Source organism: Nonomuraea sp. NPDC049655 (assembly GCF_044465465.1).
Lineage (GTDB): Bacteria > Actinomycetota > Actinomycetes > Streptosporangiales > Streptosporangiaceae > Nonomuraea.
Map to the genome: position 1 here is coordinate 90160 of NZ_JBITLS010000008.1, position 17194 is coordinate 107353.

The window sequence follows — 17194 nt, forward strand, 5'->3', positions numbered from 1 at the left end:
GCACCTAGGGGGCCGGCGGGGCGGGGGGTTCGTGGCCGGGGGTGGGGATGTTCAGGCGGCGGATCAGGAACGCGAAGATCAGATAATAGAGAACGAAATACAGCAGCCCGAAGCCGATGATCAGCCCGAGCCGGTGGGTGTTCGATTTGCTGGCGTTCAGCAGCATGTCAATGGCGCCGCCGGAGAAGGTGAAGCCGAGCCGCGCGCCCAATTCCGCCATCAGGGCCATCGACAGCCCGGTCAGCAGGGCGTGCACCACGAAAAGCACCGGCGCGACGAAAATGAAGGCGAATTCCAGGGGCTCGGTTATGCCGGTGATGAATGCCGTCAGCCCGGCCGACAACATGATGCCGCCCACGGACTTGCGGCGTTCCGGCGGGGCCGCCCGCCACATGGCGATGGCGGCCCCGAGCAGCCCGAACATCATGACGGGGAAGAAGCCGGTCATGAAGATGCCGGCGCCCTGCTCGCCGGCGAAGTAGCAGTTCAGGTCGCCGGCGGCGTCCCGGGTGGCGCCGTGCACGCCGGCGTGGCACTCGGGCAGGGTGAACCAGACGATGGTGTTGAGGAAATGGTGCAGGCCGACGGGGATCAGCAGGCGGTTGGCCACGCCGTAGATGCCGGTGCCCACGGTGCCGTGGGCCGAGAGCCAGTCGCCGACGCCGGACAGCCAGTCGCCCACCGGCCGCCAGACCAGCCCGAACACGACGCCGAGCAGCAGGGCGGCGACGGCGGTGATGATCGGGACCGAACGGCGTCCGCCGAAGAAGGCCAGCCACGGGGGCGGCTTCAGCCGGTAGAAGCGCTGCCAGAGCAGCGCCGCGGTGATGCCGATGACGATGCCGCCGAGCACGCCGGTGGGGTTCTGGGCCCCCAGGTCGAGCATCGGCCCCTGCGGGGTGGCGACGACGACCTTGTCGTAGACCGCGCCGTGGCCCGCGTCGTAGAAGAGCGTACGGCTGACGCGGTCGAACACCAGGTAGCCGACCAGGGCGGCGAGGGCGGTGGAGCCGTCGGACTTGCGCGCGAACCCGATCGCGACGCCGATCGCGAACAGGACGGGCAGGTTGTCGAACAGGGCGCCGCCGGCCGCGGCCAGGACGTTGGCGACGGGCAGCATCCAGGGCAGGAGGCCGCCGAGGCCGTCCTTGCCGAGCAGGTCGTCCTGGCCGAAGCGGAACAGCAGGCCGGCGGCGGGCAGCACGGCGATGGGCATCATGAGCGAGCGGCCGATACGTTGCAGCACCGCGAACGTCGCCGACCAGGGCGACGCGCCCATGGTCCTCACCCCCGCTCGGTGGTCCGTCAGCGGGGGAATGCCAGGTTCCTACCACGGCGGGCGTGGCGGAAAACGGCCGCTAGGTCTCGCCGGAGTCGAGGTCGGGCTCGGGTTCCCGGCCCGGCGTCATGATGTCGAACCTGCGGATGAGGAAGGTGAACACGACGTAGTACACGACGCCGTAGATCAGCCCGAGCAGCAGGATGCCGGGCAGGTTCTGGGTGTTGGACTTGCTGGCGTTCAGCAGCATGTCGAGCAGGCCCGCGGAGAAGCCGAAGCCGAGCTGCCCGCCGATGAGCGTGGTGAGGGCCATCGCCAGGCCGGTCAGGACGGCGTGCGCGACCAGCAGCGCGGGCGCGACGAAGATGAACGCGAACTCGATCGGCTCGGTGATGCCGGTGACGAACGAGGCCAGCCCGGCCGAGAGCATGATGCCGCCCACCGTGGCCCGGCGGTGCGGGGGCGCGGCCCGCCACATGGCCAGGGCGGCGGCGGGCAGGGCGAACATCATGACGGGGAAGAAGCCGGCCATGAACTGGCCGGAGTGCGGGGCGCCGCCGAAGTAGCAGTTCCAGTCGCCGCCCAGCACGTGACCGCCCACCTCGCACTGCGGCACGACGTACCAGACCACCGAGTTCACGAAGTGGTGCAGGCCGAGCGGGATGAGCAGGCGGTTGATCAGGCCGTAGATGCCGGTGCCGATCGGGCCGATGGCGGCCAGGGCCTCGCCGGCGTGCCGGATCCACTCGCCGAGGACCGGCCAGAGCCAGCCGAACAGCACGCCGAGGAGCAGCGCGACGATGGAGGTGATGATCGGCACGAACCGGCGTCCGCCGAAGAAGGCCAGCCACGGCGGCAGCTTGATGCGGTGGAAGCGCTGCCACAGCAGCGCGGTGACCAGGCCCATCACGATGCCGCCGAGCACCTTGGTGGGGTTCTGCATGCCGTAGTTGATGACCTCTTTGATGCCCTGGTCCTGGACCTGGCGGATGGCCACCGTGTCGCGGATGTCGGAGCCGAAGAACATCACCTTGGTCACCCGGTCGAACACCAGGTAGCCGACGACGGCCGCGAGCGCGGTGGTGCCGTCGGCCTTGCGGGCGAAGCCGATGGCCACGCCCACCGCGAACAGCAGCGGCAGGTTCTGGAAGAGCGCGTCCCCGGCCGCGGCCAGCACCTCGGCGACCTGGCTCATCCACGCGAACCCGGGCACATCGGCCAGGCCGCCGGGGGCCGGGCCGTTGGAGCCCAGCATGTCGGGCTGCCCGAACCGGAAGAGCAGCGCGGCCGCGGGCAGGGCCGCGATGGGCAGCATCAGCGAGCGGCCCAGCCGCTGGAGCACGTTCATCACGCGTGCGAACGGCGAAGGCCGGGCGGCGGCGGTGGTCTCGTTCACCGGGCGTTCCTCCGGGGGGTGGGAGTCAGGCGTCCGCCGGGCAGGCCGTCCGGGCCCGGCGGAGTGGCCCTAGCCCCGTCTAACGGGCATTTCGAGGATGGTCCGCAGCTGATAGCGGTCAGCGCGGTAGGTGGACACGCCGAGCTCCGCGCAGACGCCGCCGGAGAAGGACCTGCGCTGGAGCAGCAGCACGGCGCCGCCGCGTGGCAGCTTCAGCAGGTCGGCGTCGCTCGGGTCGGCGATGCCGCCGTCGATGGTGAGCTCGCCGGCGTCCATGACCAGCCCGTAGCGGCTCTCCAGCAGCTCGTACAGCGATTTGTCCGACAGGTCGTCATCAGCCAGATCGGGGGCGAGCTTGACCGGGATGTGTGCCCGTTCGATGGACAGCGGCTCGCCGTCGGCCGTGCGCAGGCGTTCGATGAAGTGCACTTCCTCACCCGGCTGGATCCCCAGCTCCTTGGCCAGGTGGGCGCTGGCCCGCACGATGCGGCGGTCGAGGTCGCGCGAGCCCGGGATCATCCCGCGCGCCCTCATGTCGTCGGTGAACGACGTGAGCTGCAACGCCAGCTCGATCTTGGGCCTGGCCACGAACGTGCCCTTGCCCGGCACGCGGTGCAGGCGGCCCTCGGAGACCAGGTGGTCGACGGCCTGCCGTACGGTCATCCTGGACAGGCCGAACCGCTGGCAGAGCTCCCGCTCGGACGGGATGGCCGCGCCGATGCTGAGCTCGTTGCTGTCAATGAGGTCCAGCAGGATCTCGCGAAGCTGGAAGTACTTGGGCACCGGGCTATCCGGATCGATGTGCGCCACGGATCCTCCCCTCGATCGGCAAAGAAGAAATCTGGATCTGGTGGTGCGGCAGTCTATGGGCAGATTTCTTGTTTGGTGGCCATGGGCTATGGTTCGTACTGGTCTAGTCCGGACTAGACCACATGTCGCGAAAGACGGTCAAGTCCGACACCGTATGAATCGAGGGATGAGCTCAGGATGACCACCAAGATGCGCAGTGAGATCGCCGAGCAGCCGGAAGCGCTGCGGGCCACGCTTGACGCCCTGCTCCCCAGGGTGGGCGAGGTGAAGGCGGTGGGCGAGCAGACTCGCCAGCTGCTGTTCATCGCGCGTGGAACCTCCGACAACGCCGCAGTCTACGGCCGCTACCTGGTCGAGTCCCACGCGGGCCGGATGGGCGCGCTGGCCGCGCCGTCCATCGCGACGACCTACCGGCGCAAGCTCGACCTCGACGGCGTGCTGGCCGTAGCGATCTCCCAGTCGGGCCGGACGGAGGAGATCGTCGAGACCCTGGCCTGGGCCAAGGACTGCGGCGCGAAGACGGTCGGCATCACCAACGGCGGCGAGGACAGCCCGCTCGCCCAGGCGGCCGACGTCGCGCTGTGCACGCTGGCCGGCGAGGAGAAGGCCGTCCCGGCGACCAAGACCTACACCACGCAGCTCGCCGCGCTGGCCGTGCTCGCGCTGGGCCTGGGCGCCGACGTGGACGCCGAGGACCTGCGGCGGGTGCCCGACGCGGTCGAGAAGCTGATCGCCGAGCCGGGCGACCTGGACGCGGTCGTCGAAGGGCTGCTGGACAAGCCGGGCGTGGTGGTGTCCGGACGCGGGCTCGCCTTCTCCACGGCCCTGGAGACCGCGCTCAAGCTCAAGGAGGCCTGCTACCTGCACGCCATGGGCCTGTCCTACGCCGACCTGCTGCACGGCCCGATCGCCGTCGTCGACGCCGACACCCCGGCGCTGCTGGTGGCCGCCGAGAACAGCCCCACGCTGTCCGGCACGGTGGCCCTGGCCGAGCGGGTCGTGGCGGCGGGCGCGGCGGCGTACACGATCGGCGGCGGCGACGCGCTCGCGCAGGCCGGCACGGCCGCGCTGAACGGCCCCGACCTGCCCGAATGGGTGGCGCCGATGGGCCTGATCATCCCCGGCCAGCTCCTCACCGAAGCGCTGGCCCGGCGCCTCGGCATCGACCCCGACTCGCCGCGCGGCCTCAACAAGGTCACGCAGACGGACTGAGCGAGGCACCTCGTTTAGCCTGGTCACGGAGTTGGAACGAGGGAGGACCGGATGGCGGCGGATGTGAATGCGATCATCGCCGGTCTCGGCGGTGCCGACAACATCATCGAGATCGAGCCCTGCATCACCCGGTTGCGCACCGAAGTGCACGACGCGTCCAAGGTCGACCAGGCCGCACTCAAGGCGGCGGGGGCGCACGGCGTGATGGCCGCGGGGAACGTGGTCCAGGTCGTCGTGGGGCCCGAGGCGGACACGATCGCCAGCGACATCGAGGACATCATCGGCTAAGGGCGAGACCATGACGACTGTTCTCGCCCCGGTCGAGGGGGCGGCTGTGGGGTTGGCCGCCGTGCCCGATCCGGTCTTCTCCGCGGGCATGGTGGGACCGGGAACGGCGATCGACCCGCTGCGGGGGCCCGGCAAGGCCGTAGCCCCCATAGCTGGAAAAATCATGAAACTGCATCCGCATGCCTACGTCATCGTGGGGGACGACGGCAGGGGCGTGCTGGTGCACCTGGGCATCGACACGGTCCAGCTCAAGGGGAAGGGGTTCCAGCTGCTGGCGGCCGAGGGCGACAGGGTCAGCGCGGGGCAGCCCGTGGTGGCGTGGGACCCGTCCGTCGTCGAGGCCGGCGGACGGTCCCCGGTCTGCCCCGTCGTGGCCCTGGACGCCCTCTCGGAGTCGGTGACCGGCATCGTCCAGGGGGCGGTGCACGTGGGGGACGAGCTGTTCACATGGATGTAGACAGCGTCGGCGCGGTCCCCGAGACCGGCGTACGACGCCTCAGCGGCACGGTCGTACCGGTAGAAGACGTCACAATAGGCGTGCCCCCAGCCACGCCGGCGCCCGGCCCGACCGCGAGCGGCCGGCCGCCATTCACGCAAGGGTCCAGCTGGTCTGGACCGGGTACAGAAGGAGAGGCTCATGGGTGAGCGCAAGGTCACGGTCGCGGCGGAGGTGGGTCTGCACGCCCGTCCCGCGGCGACGTTCGTGAAACGGGCCCAGCTGGCCCCGATGGACATCAGCGTCGCCAAGGCCAGCGGCGGCGGCGCCCCGGTCAACGGCAAGAGCATCCTCGCCATCATGGCGCTCGACGTCCGGCAGGGCGAGACCGTCGTGATCACGGCGGAGGGCGACGGCTCCGAGGAGATCCTGGACGAACTGGCCACGATCGCCGGAGCGCCATGAACCTGCGGGGGGTTGGGGTCAGCCCGGGAATCGGGCACGGCCCCGCGTACGTTCTGACCGCCTCTGTGCCCGAACCCCCCGAGGGCAGCACCTACACCGGTGAGGCGGAACAGGAGAAGGAGCGGGCCTCGGCCGCGCTCTCACGGGTCGCGGGCGAGCTTGAGGCCCGCGGCAACCAGGCCGGCGGCGAGGCCGGGGAGATCCTCAAGGCCCAGGCGCTGATGGCCGAGGACCCCGGTCTGGTGGTGAAGGTCAGGACCCTCATCGACCGGGGCCTGGCCGCTCCCCGGGCGGTCTTCGAGGCGTTCACGAAGTACCGGGACGTGCTCAGCGGGGCCGGCGGCTACCTGGGCGAGCGGGCCGCCGACCTCGACGACATCAGGGACCGGGTGATCGCCCTGCTCACCGCGCACCCGATGCCGGGGCTGCCGGCCGCCCCCGAGGTGCCGTACGTGCTGGTCGCGACCGACCTGGCGCCCGCCGACACGGCTCTGCTGTCCAGGCGGGACGTGGCCGGGTTCGTCACCGAGCAGGGCGGGCCCACGAGCCACACCGCGATCATGGCCCGGGCGATGGGCGTGCCCGCCGTGGTCGCCTGCCCGGGGGCGACCGGCATCCCCGCCGGCGTCCCCGTCCTGGTGGACGGCACGACGGGTGAGGTGAGCCTGGAGCCGTCCGACGACCACGTGGCCGGGGCGCGGGACGCGGCGGCGGCGAAGCAGGCGGCGATCGGCGCGGCCAAGGGGCCGGGCCGGACCGCCGACGGGCACGCGGTGCCGCTGCTGGCCAACGTCGCCGGCCCCGCCGAGCTGGCGGAGGCGCTGGCCGCCGGGGCGGAGGGCGTCGGGCTCTACCGGACCGAGTTCCTCTTCCTCGACCGGGCCGAGGCCCCCGCCGTCGAGGAGCAGCGACGGGCCTACCGGGCGGCGCTGGAGGCCGTGCCCGGCGCCACCGTGGTCGTGCGCACGCTCGACGCGGGCGCCGACAAGCCGCTGCGGTTCCTGCCCGCCCCCGCCGAGCCGAACCCGGCGCTGGGGGAGCGCGGGCTGCGCCTGTTCAGGCGCTTCCCCGAGGTGATGGACGCGCAGTTGCGCGCGCTGGCGGCGGCGGCCGAGGACGCGCCGGCCGAGCTGCTGGTGATGGCGCCCATGGTGGCCACGGCCGAGGAGGCCAGATGGTTCGCCGACGCCTGCCGGGCACGCGGGTTGTCCAAGGTGGGCGTCATGATCGAGATCCCGTCGGCGGCGCTGCGGGCCGGTCAGCTGGCCGGGGTGGTGGACTTCGTCTCGCTCGGCACCAACGACCTGGCCCAGTACGCCTTCGCCGCCGACCGCCAGCTCGGCACGGTGAGCGGGCTCCAGGACCCGTGGCAGCCGGCGCTGCTCGACCTGATCGCCATGTCCTGCGGCCACGGCAAGCCGGTGGGCATCTGCGGTGAGGCGGCCGCCGATCCGGCTCTGGCGTGCGTGCTGGTCGGGCTGGGGGCGACCACGCTGTCGATGGGGGCGGGGGCGCTGGGTGCCGTACGGGCGGCGCTGGCCGCGCACACGCTGGAGCAGTGCAGGATGGCGGCGCGCACCGCGCGGGCCCAGGTCACGGCGGCGAACGCGCGCGCGGTCGCGCGCACCCACCTGCCGGGGCTCGCGGCGCTGGGGCTGTGAACGGGCCGTTTTCGGGTCGCCGGACTCGTGCGGGCCGCGGCATGGATACCTTGGAAGGCATGTTCAGACGGATCGGCCCGGCAGGGCTCCTGGTGTTGGCGCTGACCGCGTGCGGCGGCGGCGGTGGCGCCCCGGCGAGCGCGGCCCCGGCGGGCGACGGGGCCACCCCCGCCGCCACCCCCGCGGGCAGCACGACCCCACAGAGCCCGCCGCAGGCCGAGTCCGACCCGGTGCTGCGGGCCCTGCGGCGGATGACGCTGGAGGAGAAGGTCGGCCAGCTGTTCATGCCCGTCCTGTACGGCACCGCCGCCGACACCGTCTCCGGCGAGAACCAGGCCCGCTACGGCGCCCAGACCCCGGCCAAGGTGATCGCCCGCTACCACCTGGGCGGCGTGATCCTCTTCCCGGCGAACGTCAAGTCCACCGCCCAGGTCGTGCAGCTCACCAACGGCCTGCAGGAGGCGTCGAAGAAGGTCCCGCTGCTGGTCGGCACCGACCAGGAGAACGGCCTGGTCTCCCGCATGTCCGCGCTGATGACCGACTTCCCTGGCGCGGCCGAGATCGGCGCCACGAAGGACCCGGCGAACTCCAGGGCCGTGGCCAGGGCGACCGGCGAGGAGCTGCGGGCGCTCGGGGTCAACCTCGACTTCGCGCCCGTCGCCGACGTCAACGTCAACCCGCGGAACCCGGTCATCGGCAGGCGGGCCTACGGCGACGACCCGGCCGCGGTGGCGAAGATGGTCGCGGCGGCGGTCAAGGGCTTCGGCGACGCCAAGGTGGCGGCCACGGCCAAACACTTCCCGGGCCACGGCGACACCTCCGTCGACAGCCACACCGGCCTGCCGGTGATCAAGCACACCATGGCCCAGTGGGAGAGGATCGACGCGCCGCCGTTCAGGGCCGCCGTCGGCGCCGGGGTCGACGCCGTGATGAGCGCCCACATCGTCTTCCCCAAGCTCGACCCGTCGGGCGACCCGGCGACGTTGTCCAAGCCCATCCTGACCGGCCTGCTGCGGCAGAAGCTCGGCTTCAAGGGCGTGATCTCCACCGACGCGCTCAACATGGAGGGCGTGCGCAAGAAGTACGGCGACGGCGAGGTGGCGGTGCGCGCCGTGCTGGCCGGGGCCGACCTGCTGCTCATGCCGTACGACCTGGGCAAGGCGTACCAGGCGGTGCTGGCGGCGGTGAAGTCGGGGCGCGTCTCCGAGGACCGCCTCGACCAGTCGGTGGTCCGGCTGCTCAGGCTCAAGCAGAAGAGGGGCCTGCTGTCGGCGGCGCCCGTCGCGTCGGCGCAGCAGGCGGCCGGCGTGCTGCGCTCGCCCGAGCACCGCAGGCTGGCCGCCAAGGTGCGGGCCGCGGGGTAGGCGCGAAAGCCGATTCGCGGGGTTCTATCCTAGAACCGGATTCGAGCGAGGAGGCGGTCGTGGTCGCAGGGGTGCTCATCGACTGGGGTGGCGTGCTCACGACCAGCCTGACCGACTCCATCGCCCGGTGGCTCGCGGCCGACCGGATCGACGCCGAGCACTACCGTTCGGTGATGCGCGAGCTGGTCGACCACGCCTACCGGGGCGGCGAGGGGCAGAACGTCGTGCACGCGCTCGAACGCGGCGAGCTCGACGGCCCGGCCTTCGAGCGCGACCTGGCCGCGCGGCTGCTCACCGTGGACGGCGTGCCGCCGGTGGCCGAGGGGCTGCTGGAGCGCATGTTCGCGGGCTTCGAACGGGTTGACGCCATGTACGACATGCTCCGCGACGTACGGAAAAATGGTGTTAAGACGTGTTTGTTGTCTAACTCCTGGTCGAACACCTACCCCCGCCACGAATGGGACGGCCTCTTCGACGCGGTCGTGATCTCCGGCGAGGTCGGCATGCGCAAGCCCGAGGAACGCATCTTCCGCCACGCCCTCGACCAGGTCGGACTGCCCGGCGAGCAGTGCGTTTTCATCGACGACATCGAGGCCAACATCCTGGCCGCCCGCGCGCTCGGCATCACCGGCATCCACCACCGCGACGCCGACACGACCCTCACAGAGCTGGAGACCGTACTCCGGCTCACGCTGCGACGGGCATGATGGTGCCCTTGCGATTTCGGAAAGGTTCGTGATGCGCGTCTATCTGCCGTGCACCCTCCCCGCCCTCGCCCGCGCGGTCGAGGCGGGGGAGCTGGGTCCGGCCCCCCTGACCGGTTACGCGGTGACCCCCGCGCTGACCGAGTGGTACGCCTCGGGCGACACCGAGGAACTGGAGTACGTCGCGCTGACCGAGGCGGCCCGCGCCTCGCTGCGCATGCTGGCCGCCGACCGCGCCGACGGCGTGGCCGCCGCGCACCGGCGGGTGGTGGTGGCCGCCGAGGTGCCCGACGGCTCGGTCTCGGCCGGCGTCGACCTGGAGGAACGGGCCCGCGTGCGCCTGGCCGCGGCCGTCCCGATGGCGAAGGTGGCCGCCGTGCACGTCGACGACCACGACGCCGTCGGCGACATCGAGGCCGCCGTCGAGGCGCTGCCCGCAGCCGACGACGGCGACGACGACGCCCGCTTCACGGTCGACGGCGCCGAGGCCCACGAGCTCATGTGGTACGCCACCCAGGAGATCCCGGACCTGCTGGGTTCATAGGATCGTCACCCTTGTCGAATAAGCTTGCTGGGACATGACAAAACACATCATCTGGGATTGGAACGGGACGCTCTTCCACGACGTCGAGGCCGTCGTCGGCGCCACCAACGCCCTGTTCAAGCCGTACGCGCTGCCTGAGCTGACCGCCGACGGGTTCCGTGCGGTCTACACCCGCCCCATCTGGGTCGCCTACGAGCGGCTGCTCGGCAGGCCGCTGGCCGAGGGGGAGTGGGAGCTGCTGGACGACGGGTTCCACGAGCACTACTTCAGGCTCAGCGCCGCCTGCGGGCTGGCCCCCGACGCCGAGGTGGTGCTCGGGGGCTGGGCCGGCACCCAGTCGCTGTGCTCGATGGCTCCCCACGCCCATCTCGTGCCGATCGTCGAGTCCTTCGGCATCACCCGGCACTTCACCCGGATCGACGGGCTGGTCGGCACCACGGGCGGCGAGAAGGCCGTGCACATGACGGCGCACATCCAGGCCCTCGACCTCGACCCCGGCGAGATCCTGGTGATCGGCGACAGCGTCGACGACGGGCTCGCCGCGCGGCACGTGGGCGCGCGGGCGGTGCTCTACACCGGCGGCATGACCACGCGGGCCGAGCTGGAGGGCACCGGCCTGCCCGTGGTGGACACGCTCGCCCAGGCGCTCCAGTACGCCTGAAGGGGGACATGCCGGATCCGCCGGGGGGCAGCCCCCGGCCGGGCCGGGGCCGTACCCTTGCCGGGAACCCCTCAGGAGGTCGCCATCAACCGCCTTGTGCTCTGGAACGTCGATCTCACCCTGGTCGACGTCGCCATCGTGACCCGGGACGCCTACGCCGAGGCGTTCCGCGCCGTGACCGGCCGGCCGCTGGTCAAGCTCGTGCCGCCGCTCGGCCGTCCCGACTCCGAGATCGTCTTCGAGACGCTGGCCGTCAACGGCATCCCGGCCGAGGACGACCACCTGCCCAGGTTCCTGGCCGCGCTCGCCCTCGCCTTCGCCGACCGGCGCGGCCGGCTGGCCAAGGAGGGCCGGATGATGCCGGGGGCCAAGGACGCGCTGAAGTCGGTGGCCCGGCTCGACGGCGTCGTGCAGTCGGTGCTGACCGGCACGATCAAGGGCAACGCCGTGCACAAGCTCAAGGCGTTCGGGCTGGACAGGTACGTCGACTTCGAGCTCGGCGGCTACGGCGAGGAGGTCTACCCCAAGGCGACGCTGCTGCAGGTCGCGCAGGGCAGGGCCAAGCAGCGGCTGGGCACGCCGTTCACGGCGGCCAACACGGTGGTGATCGGCGACTCCACGCGCGACGTGCAGGCCGCCAGGATCGGCGGGGCCGCCGTGATCGGGGTCGCCTCCGGGCGGTCGACGGCCGCCGAGCTGCGCGAGGCGGGCGCCGACCTGGTGCTGCCCGATCTGTCGGACGCCTCGGAGGTGGTGGCCGCGGTGGCCGGCCTGACCTCCCCGCTGGACCGCAAGGCCAGCTGACCCCGCCCGGTCGCCCCGCCTCAGCCGACACGACACCCCGGCCGGCTGACGCGTCCCCGTGCGGCGCGTCAGGGCAGGGCGGCGAGGAAGCGGGCGGCGACGGGGGCCGCCACGGCCGAGCCGGCGCCGCCGCCCTCCACGATCACCGCGAACGCCACGTCCCCCTTGTAGCCGATGAACCACGAGTGCGCGGGCGGCTCCTTGCCCGAGCCGTACTCGGCCGTCCCGGTCTTGCCCGCGGTGCCCGCGGGGAAGTGCGCGCCCTTGGCGGTGCCGTCCGTGACGACGGCGGGCATGAGCTTGCGCAGGGCCGACACCACGCCCCGCTCCAGCGGGCGCGGACGGTCGTCGGAGGCCATCTCCTTGGACACGATCCGCGGCGGGATCCAGGCGCCCGAGGCGATGGCGGCGGCGACGGAGGCCATGTTGAGCGGGCTGGCCAGCACCCGGCCCTGGCCGATGGAGGCCGAGGCGAGGTCGGTGTCGTCCTTGGGGTCGGGGAACTCGGCCCGCACGGCGGGCACGCCCGGCTTGATCGGGGTGCCGAAGCCGAAGCTCCTGGCCACCTCGGCCAGCCTGCCGCCGTTCAGCTCGGCCACGCTCATCTCGCCGAACGTCGTGTTGCACGAGTGCGCGAAGGCGTCCTGGAAGGAGAGCGTGCCGTAGTCCTTGAAGCCGGCGTTGTGGAAGGGGAAGCCGCCGATGTTCTTCTCGGCCGGGCAGGTGACCGTCCTGCCGGGCTCGACCCCGTCCGCGACCAGCGCCGAGGCCGTCACGACCTTGAACGTCGAGCCGGGCGGGTACTTGCCGAGCAGCGCCCGGTTGAAGCCGCCGGGCTTGTTGACCACGGCCAGGATCTCGGCGGTCGAGGCGCGCAGCGCCACCAGCGAGGCCGGCTTGGTGACGTCTTCCAGCGCCGCGGCCCCCGCCGCGTGCACCTTCAGGTCGATCGTGGTGCTGAACGGCTTGGTGCCGCCCGGCTTGGCCAGCGTCTCGACCAGCTCGTCGCCCTTGTAGAGGCCGATGATGGAGTCGCCGCCCAGGTCGAAGCGGTCGGGGTAGGTCTGCTTGATGCCCTCGACCAGCTGCTGCACCGAGCCGGGGGCGTCCGCGCCGCCGATCTCGGTGCCGTCGGCGGCCAGGACGCTGATGGGGTCGCGCTTCTGGGCGACCAGGCGCAGCGAGAGGCCCTTCCTGAGCTTGGGGTGGATGGTCGCCGGGGTCCAGGCGACCTTCCAGGCGCCGTCCCGCTCGACCAGCTTGAGCCGGCTGCCGTACGTCCAGTCCCGGGGGCCTCGCAGGCTGACGGAGAAGCCCAGGTAGCCGTCGTCGTCCGGGCCGTCGTCGGCGAAGGGGCCGGTCGAGCGGGAGCGGGCGAAGGTGGCCTGGTCGACCTTGAGGTCGGTGCGGAAACGCCGGTGCCAGGCCTCGAAGTCGGTGGGCGGGTCGGCGACGAGCGCCCGCATCTTCGCATAATCCTGGACGGACCAGGCCGAGAGGTATTCGTCGGTCGTCTGCTCGGGTGAGCCCTTCGTGCGCAACAGCCAGACCGTGGCCCCCGCCGCCACGATCAGCACGACAAGGACGGTCAGGACCAACGGCCACCTGCGCCGCCGTCCGCGACGTGGTCCTTCCGGGCGGTGATGCCCGTACAGTGTCCCCGTTTGTGATGCCATGGCCCGAGGACACCAGAGACGGAGGAGTCGCGTCCAATATTGATATGACGGCTATCTAGATATAAATCTGGATATAGTGGCTGGTCATGGACTTGGTCCGGCATCTCCGCTACTTCGTCGTCGTGGCGGAGGAACTGCACTTCGGGAACGCCGCGATCCGCCTCGGCATGGCGCAGCCGCCGCTCAGCCAGCGCATCAAACGTCTGGAGGAGGAGCTCGGCGTGCAGCTTTTCGACCGCTCCGCCCGGCAGGTACGCCTGACCGAGGCCGGACGGCTGCTGCTCGGCGAGTCCCGCGAGATCGTCTCCAGGGTCGAGCGGCTGCGCGAGCTGGCCCGCCGCGGCGACGGCGGCGTGCTCAAGATCGGCGTGCCGCCTGACCTGGCCGCCTCCGTGATCGCCGCCCTGGTCGCGGGCTTCCGCGCGGTCAACCCGGACGTACGGCTCGTCCCCGTCGAGACCTGGACGGCCGACCAGGTGTCCGCCCTGGCCGGAGGCGCGATCGACGTCGGGCTCGTCCGCCATCCGGTCGCCGCCCCCGGCCTGGACTTCGGCCAGGTGCTCGTGCAGCCCCTGGGCGTGCTGCTGGCCGGGGACGACCCGCTGGCCGGGGCCGGCGAGGTGCACCTGACCGATCTGGCCGGGCGCGAGCTGCTGATGCCGCCCAAGGAGGGCGAGCCGGGCTGGCACGCCGAGACGCTGGCCGAGTGCCGCCGCCACGGGTACGTGCCCGGCCAGGTGCACCAGGGCGCCGGGCTCGGCCTGGTGCTCGCCGGCCAGGCGGTGGCGTTCGGGCCCAGGGCGGACGTCCCTGGGCTGGCCTGGCGGCCGCTGCTAGGCTCGCCGATCGCGTGCCGGGTCTCCACGGCCTGGCGCGCGGCGACGGGCCCGAAGCAGGACTGGGTCGCCGAGTTCTCGGACGTCGCCGTACGCACGTTGAAGGAGAACGCCGGGATGACCGACGAGGGCGCCGCGCCCGCGCGGCGGATCAGCCGGAGGCCGGGGATGCTGGCATGAGCGATCCCGACTACGCGTCGCTGTTCCGGATGGCCGGGGTGACGGGCTGGCTGCATGCCTGCGACATCGACTCCGGACGGGAGTCCGGCCACGGCGCCGACGAGCCGATGCCCCTGGCGTCGGTGTACAAGCTGCCGCTGCTGGTCGAGTTCTGCCGGCAGGCCGACGCCGGGCGGCTGGACGCGACGGCCCCGACGACCGTGACGTCCGGCCAGCGGGTCTCGGGCCCCACGGGCCTGTCGGCCATGCTCGACGACGTGACGATGTCGCTGCGCGACCTGGCGTACCTGATGATGGCGGTGAGCGACAACACCTCCGCCGACGTGCTGCTCGACCGGGTGGGCATGGACAACGTCAACGCCATGCTGGACGCCTTCGGCCTCGACGGCACCCGGATGCTGCAGAGCGGCCGCGACCTGTACGAGACCATGGAGCTGGACACCGGCCACGGGTGGCCGTACCTGGATCCCGACGACATCTCCCGCATGCGGGCGCTCGACCCCGCGCACACCAACCGCGGCACCCCGCGCGAGATGACCCGCCTGCTGTCCATGATCTGGCGGGACGAGGCCGCCTCGCCGCAGTCGTGCTCCTGGATGCGCGGCGTGCTCAACATGCAGGTGTGGCCACACCGGCTGGCCTCGGGCTTCCCGTACGACGACGTCGAGGTCGGCGGCAAGACCGGGTCGCTGCCGACGCTGCGGACCGAGGTCGGCGTGGTCGAGTACCCCGACGGCGGCCGGTACGCGGTGGCGGTGTTCACCCGCTCGTTCAGCACGGCGGTCATCCAGCCGCGCGCGGACGCGGTGATCGGCACCGCCGCCCGTATGGCGGTGGACCACCTACGGAGGTAGCAAGTTATGGGGGAGGTCAGGTATGACTTTCCACCTGACGGGCGACAGGATGGGGCACATGGTTGCTGAAGGTGCGCTTCTCTGGGAACCGACCGGCGAGGTCGTGTCCGCCGCCAAGCTGACCCGCTACCTGGAGTGGCTGGGGCGGTCCGGCGCGAGCTACGAGGAGGTGTGGCAGTGGTCCGTCGACCGTCCTGAGGAGTTCTGGACGTCGATCTGGGACTACTTCGACGTCGTCGGGGAGCGCGGCGACGGGCCGGTGTTGTCGGGGGAGATGCCGGGCGCGACCTGGTTCGCGGGCGCCGAGGTCAACTACGCCGAGAACGCGTTGCGGCGCACCGAGGGCACCGCCCTGGTCTTCGTCTCCGAGGACGGCGCCCGCCAGGAGCTGACCCACGCCGAGCTGCGCGACGAGGTGGCCCGCGTCCGCACCGGCCTGGCCAGGCTCGGCGTCACCAGGGGCGACCGCGTGGCCGGCTACCTGCCGAACATCCCGCAGGCCCTGATCGCCTTCCTCGCCACGGCCTCGCTCGGCGCCGTCTGGTCGGCCGGCTCGCCCGACTTCGGGGTGCCGAGCATCGTCGACCGGTTCCGGCAGATCGAGCCCAAGGTGCTCATCGCGGTCGACGGCTACCACTACAACGGCAAGAGCTACGACCGTTCCGACGCCGTGAACGAGATCGCCGCCGAGCTGCCCACGCTGCGCGCCACGGTCTGGATCCCCTACCTGTCGGCGGCCGGCGAGGGCCGCGCCCCCCAGGAGGCCGAGCCGGCCGCCGCGCACGCCCGTTCGGTGCCGCACGGCGAGGTCATCGGCTGGGAGGGGCTGCGGGCCGAGGCGGGGCCGCTGGAGTTCGAGCGGGTGCCGTTCGGCCATCCGCTGTGGATCCTCTACTCCAGCGGCACGACGGGGCTGCCCAAGCCGATCGTGCACGGGCACGGCGGCGTGCTGCTGGAACACCTCAAGTCGCTCGCCTTCCACCAGGACCTGGGCGAGGGCGATGTGTTCTTCTGGTACACCACCACGGGCTGGATGATGTGGAACTACCTCGTCGGCGCCCTGCTGGTGGGGGCCACGCCGGTGCTCTACGACGGCTCGGCCACGCATCCCTCGCCCGCCGCGCTCTGGCGGATCGCCGCCTCGGAGAAGGTGACGTACTTCGGGGTGGGGGCGCCGTACATCATGGCCTCGCTGAAGGCCGGGCTGCGTCCGGACGGGCTGGAGCGGCTGCGCGGCATCGGCTCGACCGGCTCGCCGCTGCCGCCCGAGGGCTTCGCCTGGGTCGCCGCCGAGCTGCCCGGCACGCCGATCGGGTCGTTCTCCGGCGGCACCGACGTGTGCACGGGGTTCGTCGGGGCCACGATGCTCCACCCGATCAGGGCGGGGATCATCCCGTGCCGGTCGCTGGGGGCCAAGGTGGAGTCGTACGACCCCAAGGGCGAGCCGGTGGTGGGCGAGGTGGGCGAGCTGGTGCTGACCAAGCCGATGCCCTCGATGCCGGTGATGTTCTGGAACGACCCCGACGGGCGGCGCTACTTCGACAGCTACTTCGACGTCTACCCGGGCGTGTGGCGGCACGGCGACTGGATCAAGATCAACGAGGACGGCAGCTGCGTCATCTACGGCCGCTCCGACTCGACGCTCAACCGCGGCGGCGTGCGCATGGGCACCAGCGAGTTCTACCGGGTCGTGGAGCGGTTCGACGAGATCGCCGACAGCCTCGTGATCGACACCGGGCAGCTCGGCCAGGAGGGCAGCCTGCTGCTCTACGTCACCCTCGCCGAGGGCGCCGAGTTCGGCGAGCCGCTCGAACGCGCCCTGTGCGCGGCCCTGCGCCAGGAGCTGTCGCCCCGGCACGTGCCGAACGAGATCCGCGTCGTGCCCGGCATCCCCCGGACGTTGTCCGGCAAGAAGCTGGAGGTGCCGGTGCGCAAGATCCTGCTCGGCACGCCCGTCGAGGAGGCGGCCAACCCCGACGCCATGGCCAACCCGGAGGTGCTGCGGCACTTCAGGCCGTGACGGG

17 protein-coding genes are annotated in these 17194 nt (G+C 71.8%); 13 read left to right on the forward strand and 4 right to left on the reverse strand.

Annotated elements, in window-relative coordinates; all coding sequences use genetic code 11:
* Positions 1-4: 4 nt before the first annotated feature.
* The 3 genes from ACIBQ6_RS25690 to ACIBQ6_RS25700 form a co-directional block, all read right to left on the reverse strand.
* A complete protein-coding gene (locus ACIBQ6_RS25690; RefSeq protein ID WP_397214911.1) occupies positions 5-1279 on the reverse strand; it encodes a PTS transporter subunit EIIC in 1275 nt (424 codons plus the stop codon).
* A 79-nt stretch (positions 1280-1358) separates the two neighbouring features.
* Complete coding sequence (locus tag ACIBQ6_RS25695) at positions 1359-2675, reverse strand: PTS transporter subunit EIIC (protein ID WP_358282778.1); 1317 nt, start codon at positions 2673-2675, stop codon at positions 1359-1361.
* 69 nt (positions 2676-2744) lie between these two features.
* Positions 2745-3485, reverse strand: coding sequence for a GntR family transcriptional regulator (locus tag ACIBQ6_RS25700; protein WP_352349295.1), 741 nt, complete (start codon positions 3483-3485; stop codon positions 2745-2747).
* A 177-nt stretch (positions 3486-3662) separates the two neighbouring features.
* Here ACIBQ6_RS25700 and ACIBQ6_RS25705 point away from each other — a divergent pair, with 177 nt between their 5' ends.
* From ACIBQ6_RS25705 to ACIBQ6_RS25750, 10 genes are all read left to right on the forward strand, one after another.
* On the forward strand, positions 3663-4697 hold the full coding sequence (locus ACIBQ6_RS25705) for an SIS domain-containing protein (RefSeq protein WP_352321673.1): 1035 nt from the start codon (positions 3663-3665) through the stop codon (positions 4695-4697).
* A 51-nt stretch (positions 4698-4748) separates the two neighbouring features.
* Positions 4749-4985 (forward strand): PTS glucose/sucrose transporter subunit IIB, encoded by a 237-nt coding sequence (locus tag ACIBQ6_RS25710; RefSeq protein ID WP_352349299.1) that lies wholly within the window; start codon positions 4749-4751, stop codon positions 4983-4985.
* Between the two features lie 10 nt (positions 4986-4995).
* The gene (locus ACIBQ6_RS25715; protein ID WP_357970292.1) at positions 4996-5442 is read left to right on the forward strand and encodes a PTS glucose transporter subunit IIA; all 447 of its coding nucleotides are present in this window, start codon (positions 4996-4998) and stop codon (positions 5440-5442) included.
* Between the two features lie 180 nt (positions 5443-5622).
* The gene (locus ACIBQ6_RS25720) at positions 5623-5886 is read left to right on the forward strand and encodes an HPr family phosphocarrier protein (protein WP_352321677.1); all 264 of its coding nucleotides are present in this window, start codon (positions 5623-5625) and stop codon (positions 5884-5886) included.
* Complete coding sequence (gene ptsP / locus ACIBQ6_RS25725; protein WP_397214913.1) at positions 5883-7547, forward strand: phosphoenolpyruvate--protein phosphotransferase; 1665 nt, start codon at positions 5883-5885, stop codon at positions 7545-7547. Before ACIBQ6_RS25720 ends, ptsP begins: the two co-directional genes overlap by 4 nt.
* Before the next feature lie 59 nt (positions 7548-7606).
* Entirely contained in the window at positions 7607-8911 is a 1305-nt protein-coding gene (gene nagZ / locus ACIBQ6_RS25730) for a beta-N-acetylhexosaminidase (RefSeq protein ID WP_397164977.1), read from the forward strand.
* A gap of 59 nt (positions 8912-8970) precedes the next feature.
* The gene (locus ACIBQ6_RS25735) at positions 8971-9618 is read left to right on the forward strand and encodes an HAD family phosphatase (protein WP_357970302.1); all 648 of its coding nucleotides are present in this window, start codon (positions 8971-8973) and stop codon (positions 9616-9618) included.
* Between the two features lie 31 nt (positions 9619-9649).
* The gene (locus ACIBQ6_RS25740; protein ID WP_357990569.1) at positions 9650-10159 is read left to right on the forward strand and encodes a DUF6912 family protein; all 510 of its coding nucleotides are present in this window, start codon (positions 9650-9652) and stop codon (positions 10157-10159) included.
* A 34-nt stretch (positions 10160-10193) separates the two neighbouring features.
* Positions 10194-10820, forward strand: coding sequence for an HAD hydrolase-like protein (locus ACIBQ6_RS25745; RefSeq protein WP_352321686.1), 627 nt, complete (start codon positions 10194-10196; stop codon positions 10818-10820).
* A 96-nt stretch (positions 10821-10916) separates the two neighbouring features.
* Positions 10917-11624 (forward strand): HAD family hydrolase, encoded by a 708-nt coding sequence (locus ACIBQ6_RS25750; RefSeq protein WP_397214915.1) that lies wholly within the window; start codon positions 10917-10919, stop codon positions 11622-11624.
* Between the two features lie 68 nt (positions 11625-11692).
* On the opposite strand, the gene ACIBQ6_RS25755 is transcribed toward ACIBQ6_RS25750, so the two are convergent.
* The gene (locus ACIBQ6_RS25755) at positions 11693-13201 is read right to left on the reverse strand and encodes a penicillin-binding transpeptidase domain-containing protein (RefSeq protein WP_397214917.1); all 1509 of its coding nucleotides are present in this window, start codon (positions 13199-13201) and stop codon (positions 11693-11695) included.
* Between the two features lie 185 nt (positions 13202-13386).
* Between ACIBQ6_RS25755 and ACIBQ6_RS25760 the strand changes: the two genes are divergently transcribed.
* The 3 genes from ACIBQ6_RS25760 to ACIBQ6_RS25770 are packed head-to-tail and all read left to right on the forward strand — an operon-like array spanning position 13387 to position 17190.
* Positions 13387-14316 carry a LysR substrate-binding domain-containing protein gene (locus tag ACIBQ6_RS25760; protein WP_358282788.1) on the forward strand — a complete coding sequence of 310 codons (930 nt, stop codon included), beginning with the start codon at positions 13387-13389 and terminating at the stop codon, positions 14314-14316.
* Positions 14313-15170, forward strand: coding sequence for a serine hydrolase (locus tag ACIBQ6_RS25765; RefSeq protein ID WP_397214920.1), 858 nt, complete (start codon positions 14313-14315; stop codon positions 15168-15170). The genes ACIBQ6_RS25760 and ACIBQ6_RS25765 overlap by 4 nt, the downstream gene beginning before the upstream one ends.
* Before the next feature lie 58 nt (positions 15171-15228).
* Positions 15229-17190 carry an acetoacetate--CoA ligase gene (locus ACIBQ6_RS25770; protein WP_387668745.1) on the forward strand — a complete coding sequence of 654 codons (1962 nt, stop codon included), beginning with the start codon at positions 15229-15231 and terminating at the stop codon, positions 17188-17190.
* The last annotated feature ends 4 nt before the right edge of the window (positions 17191-17194 follow it).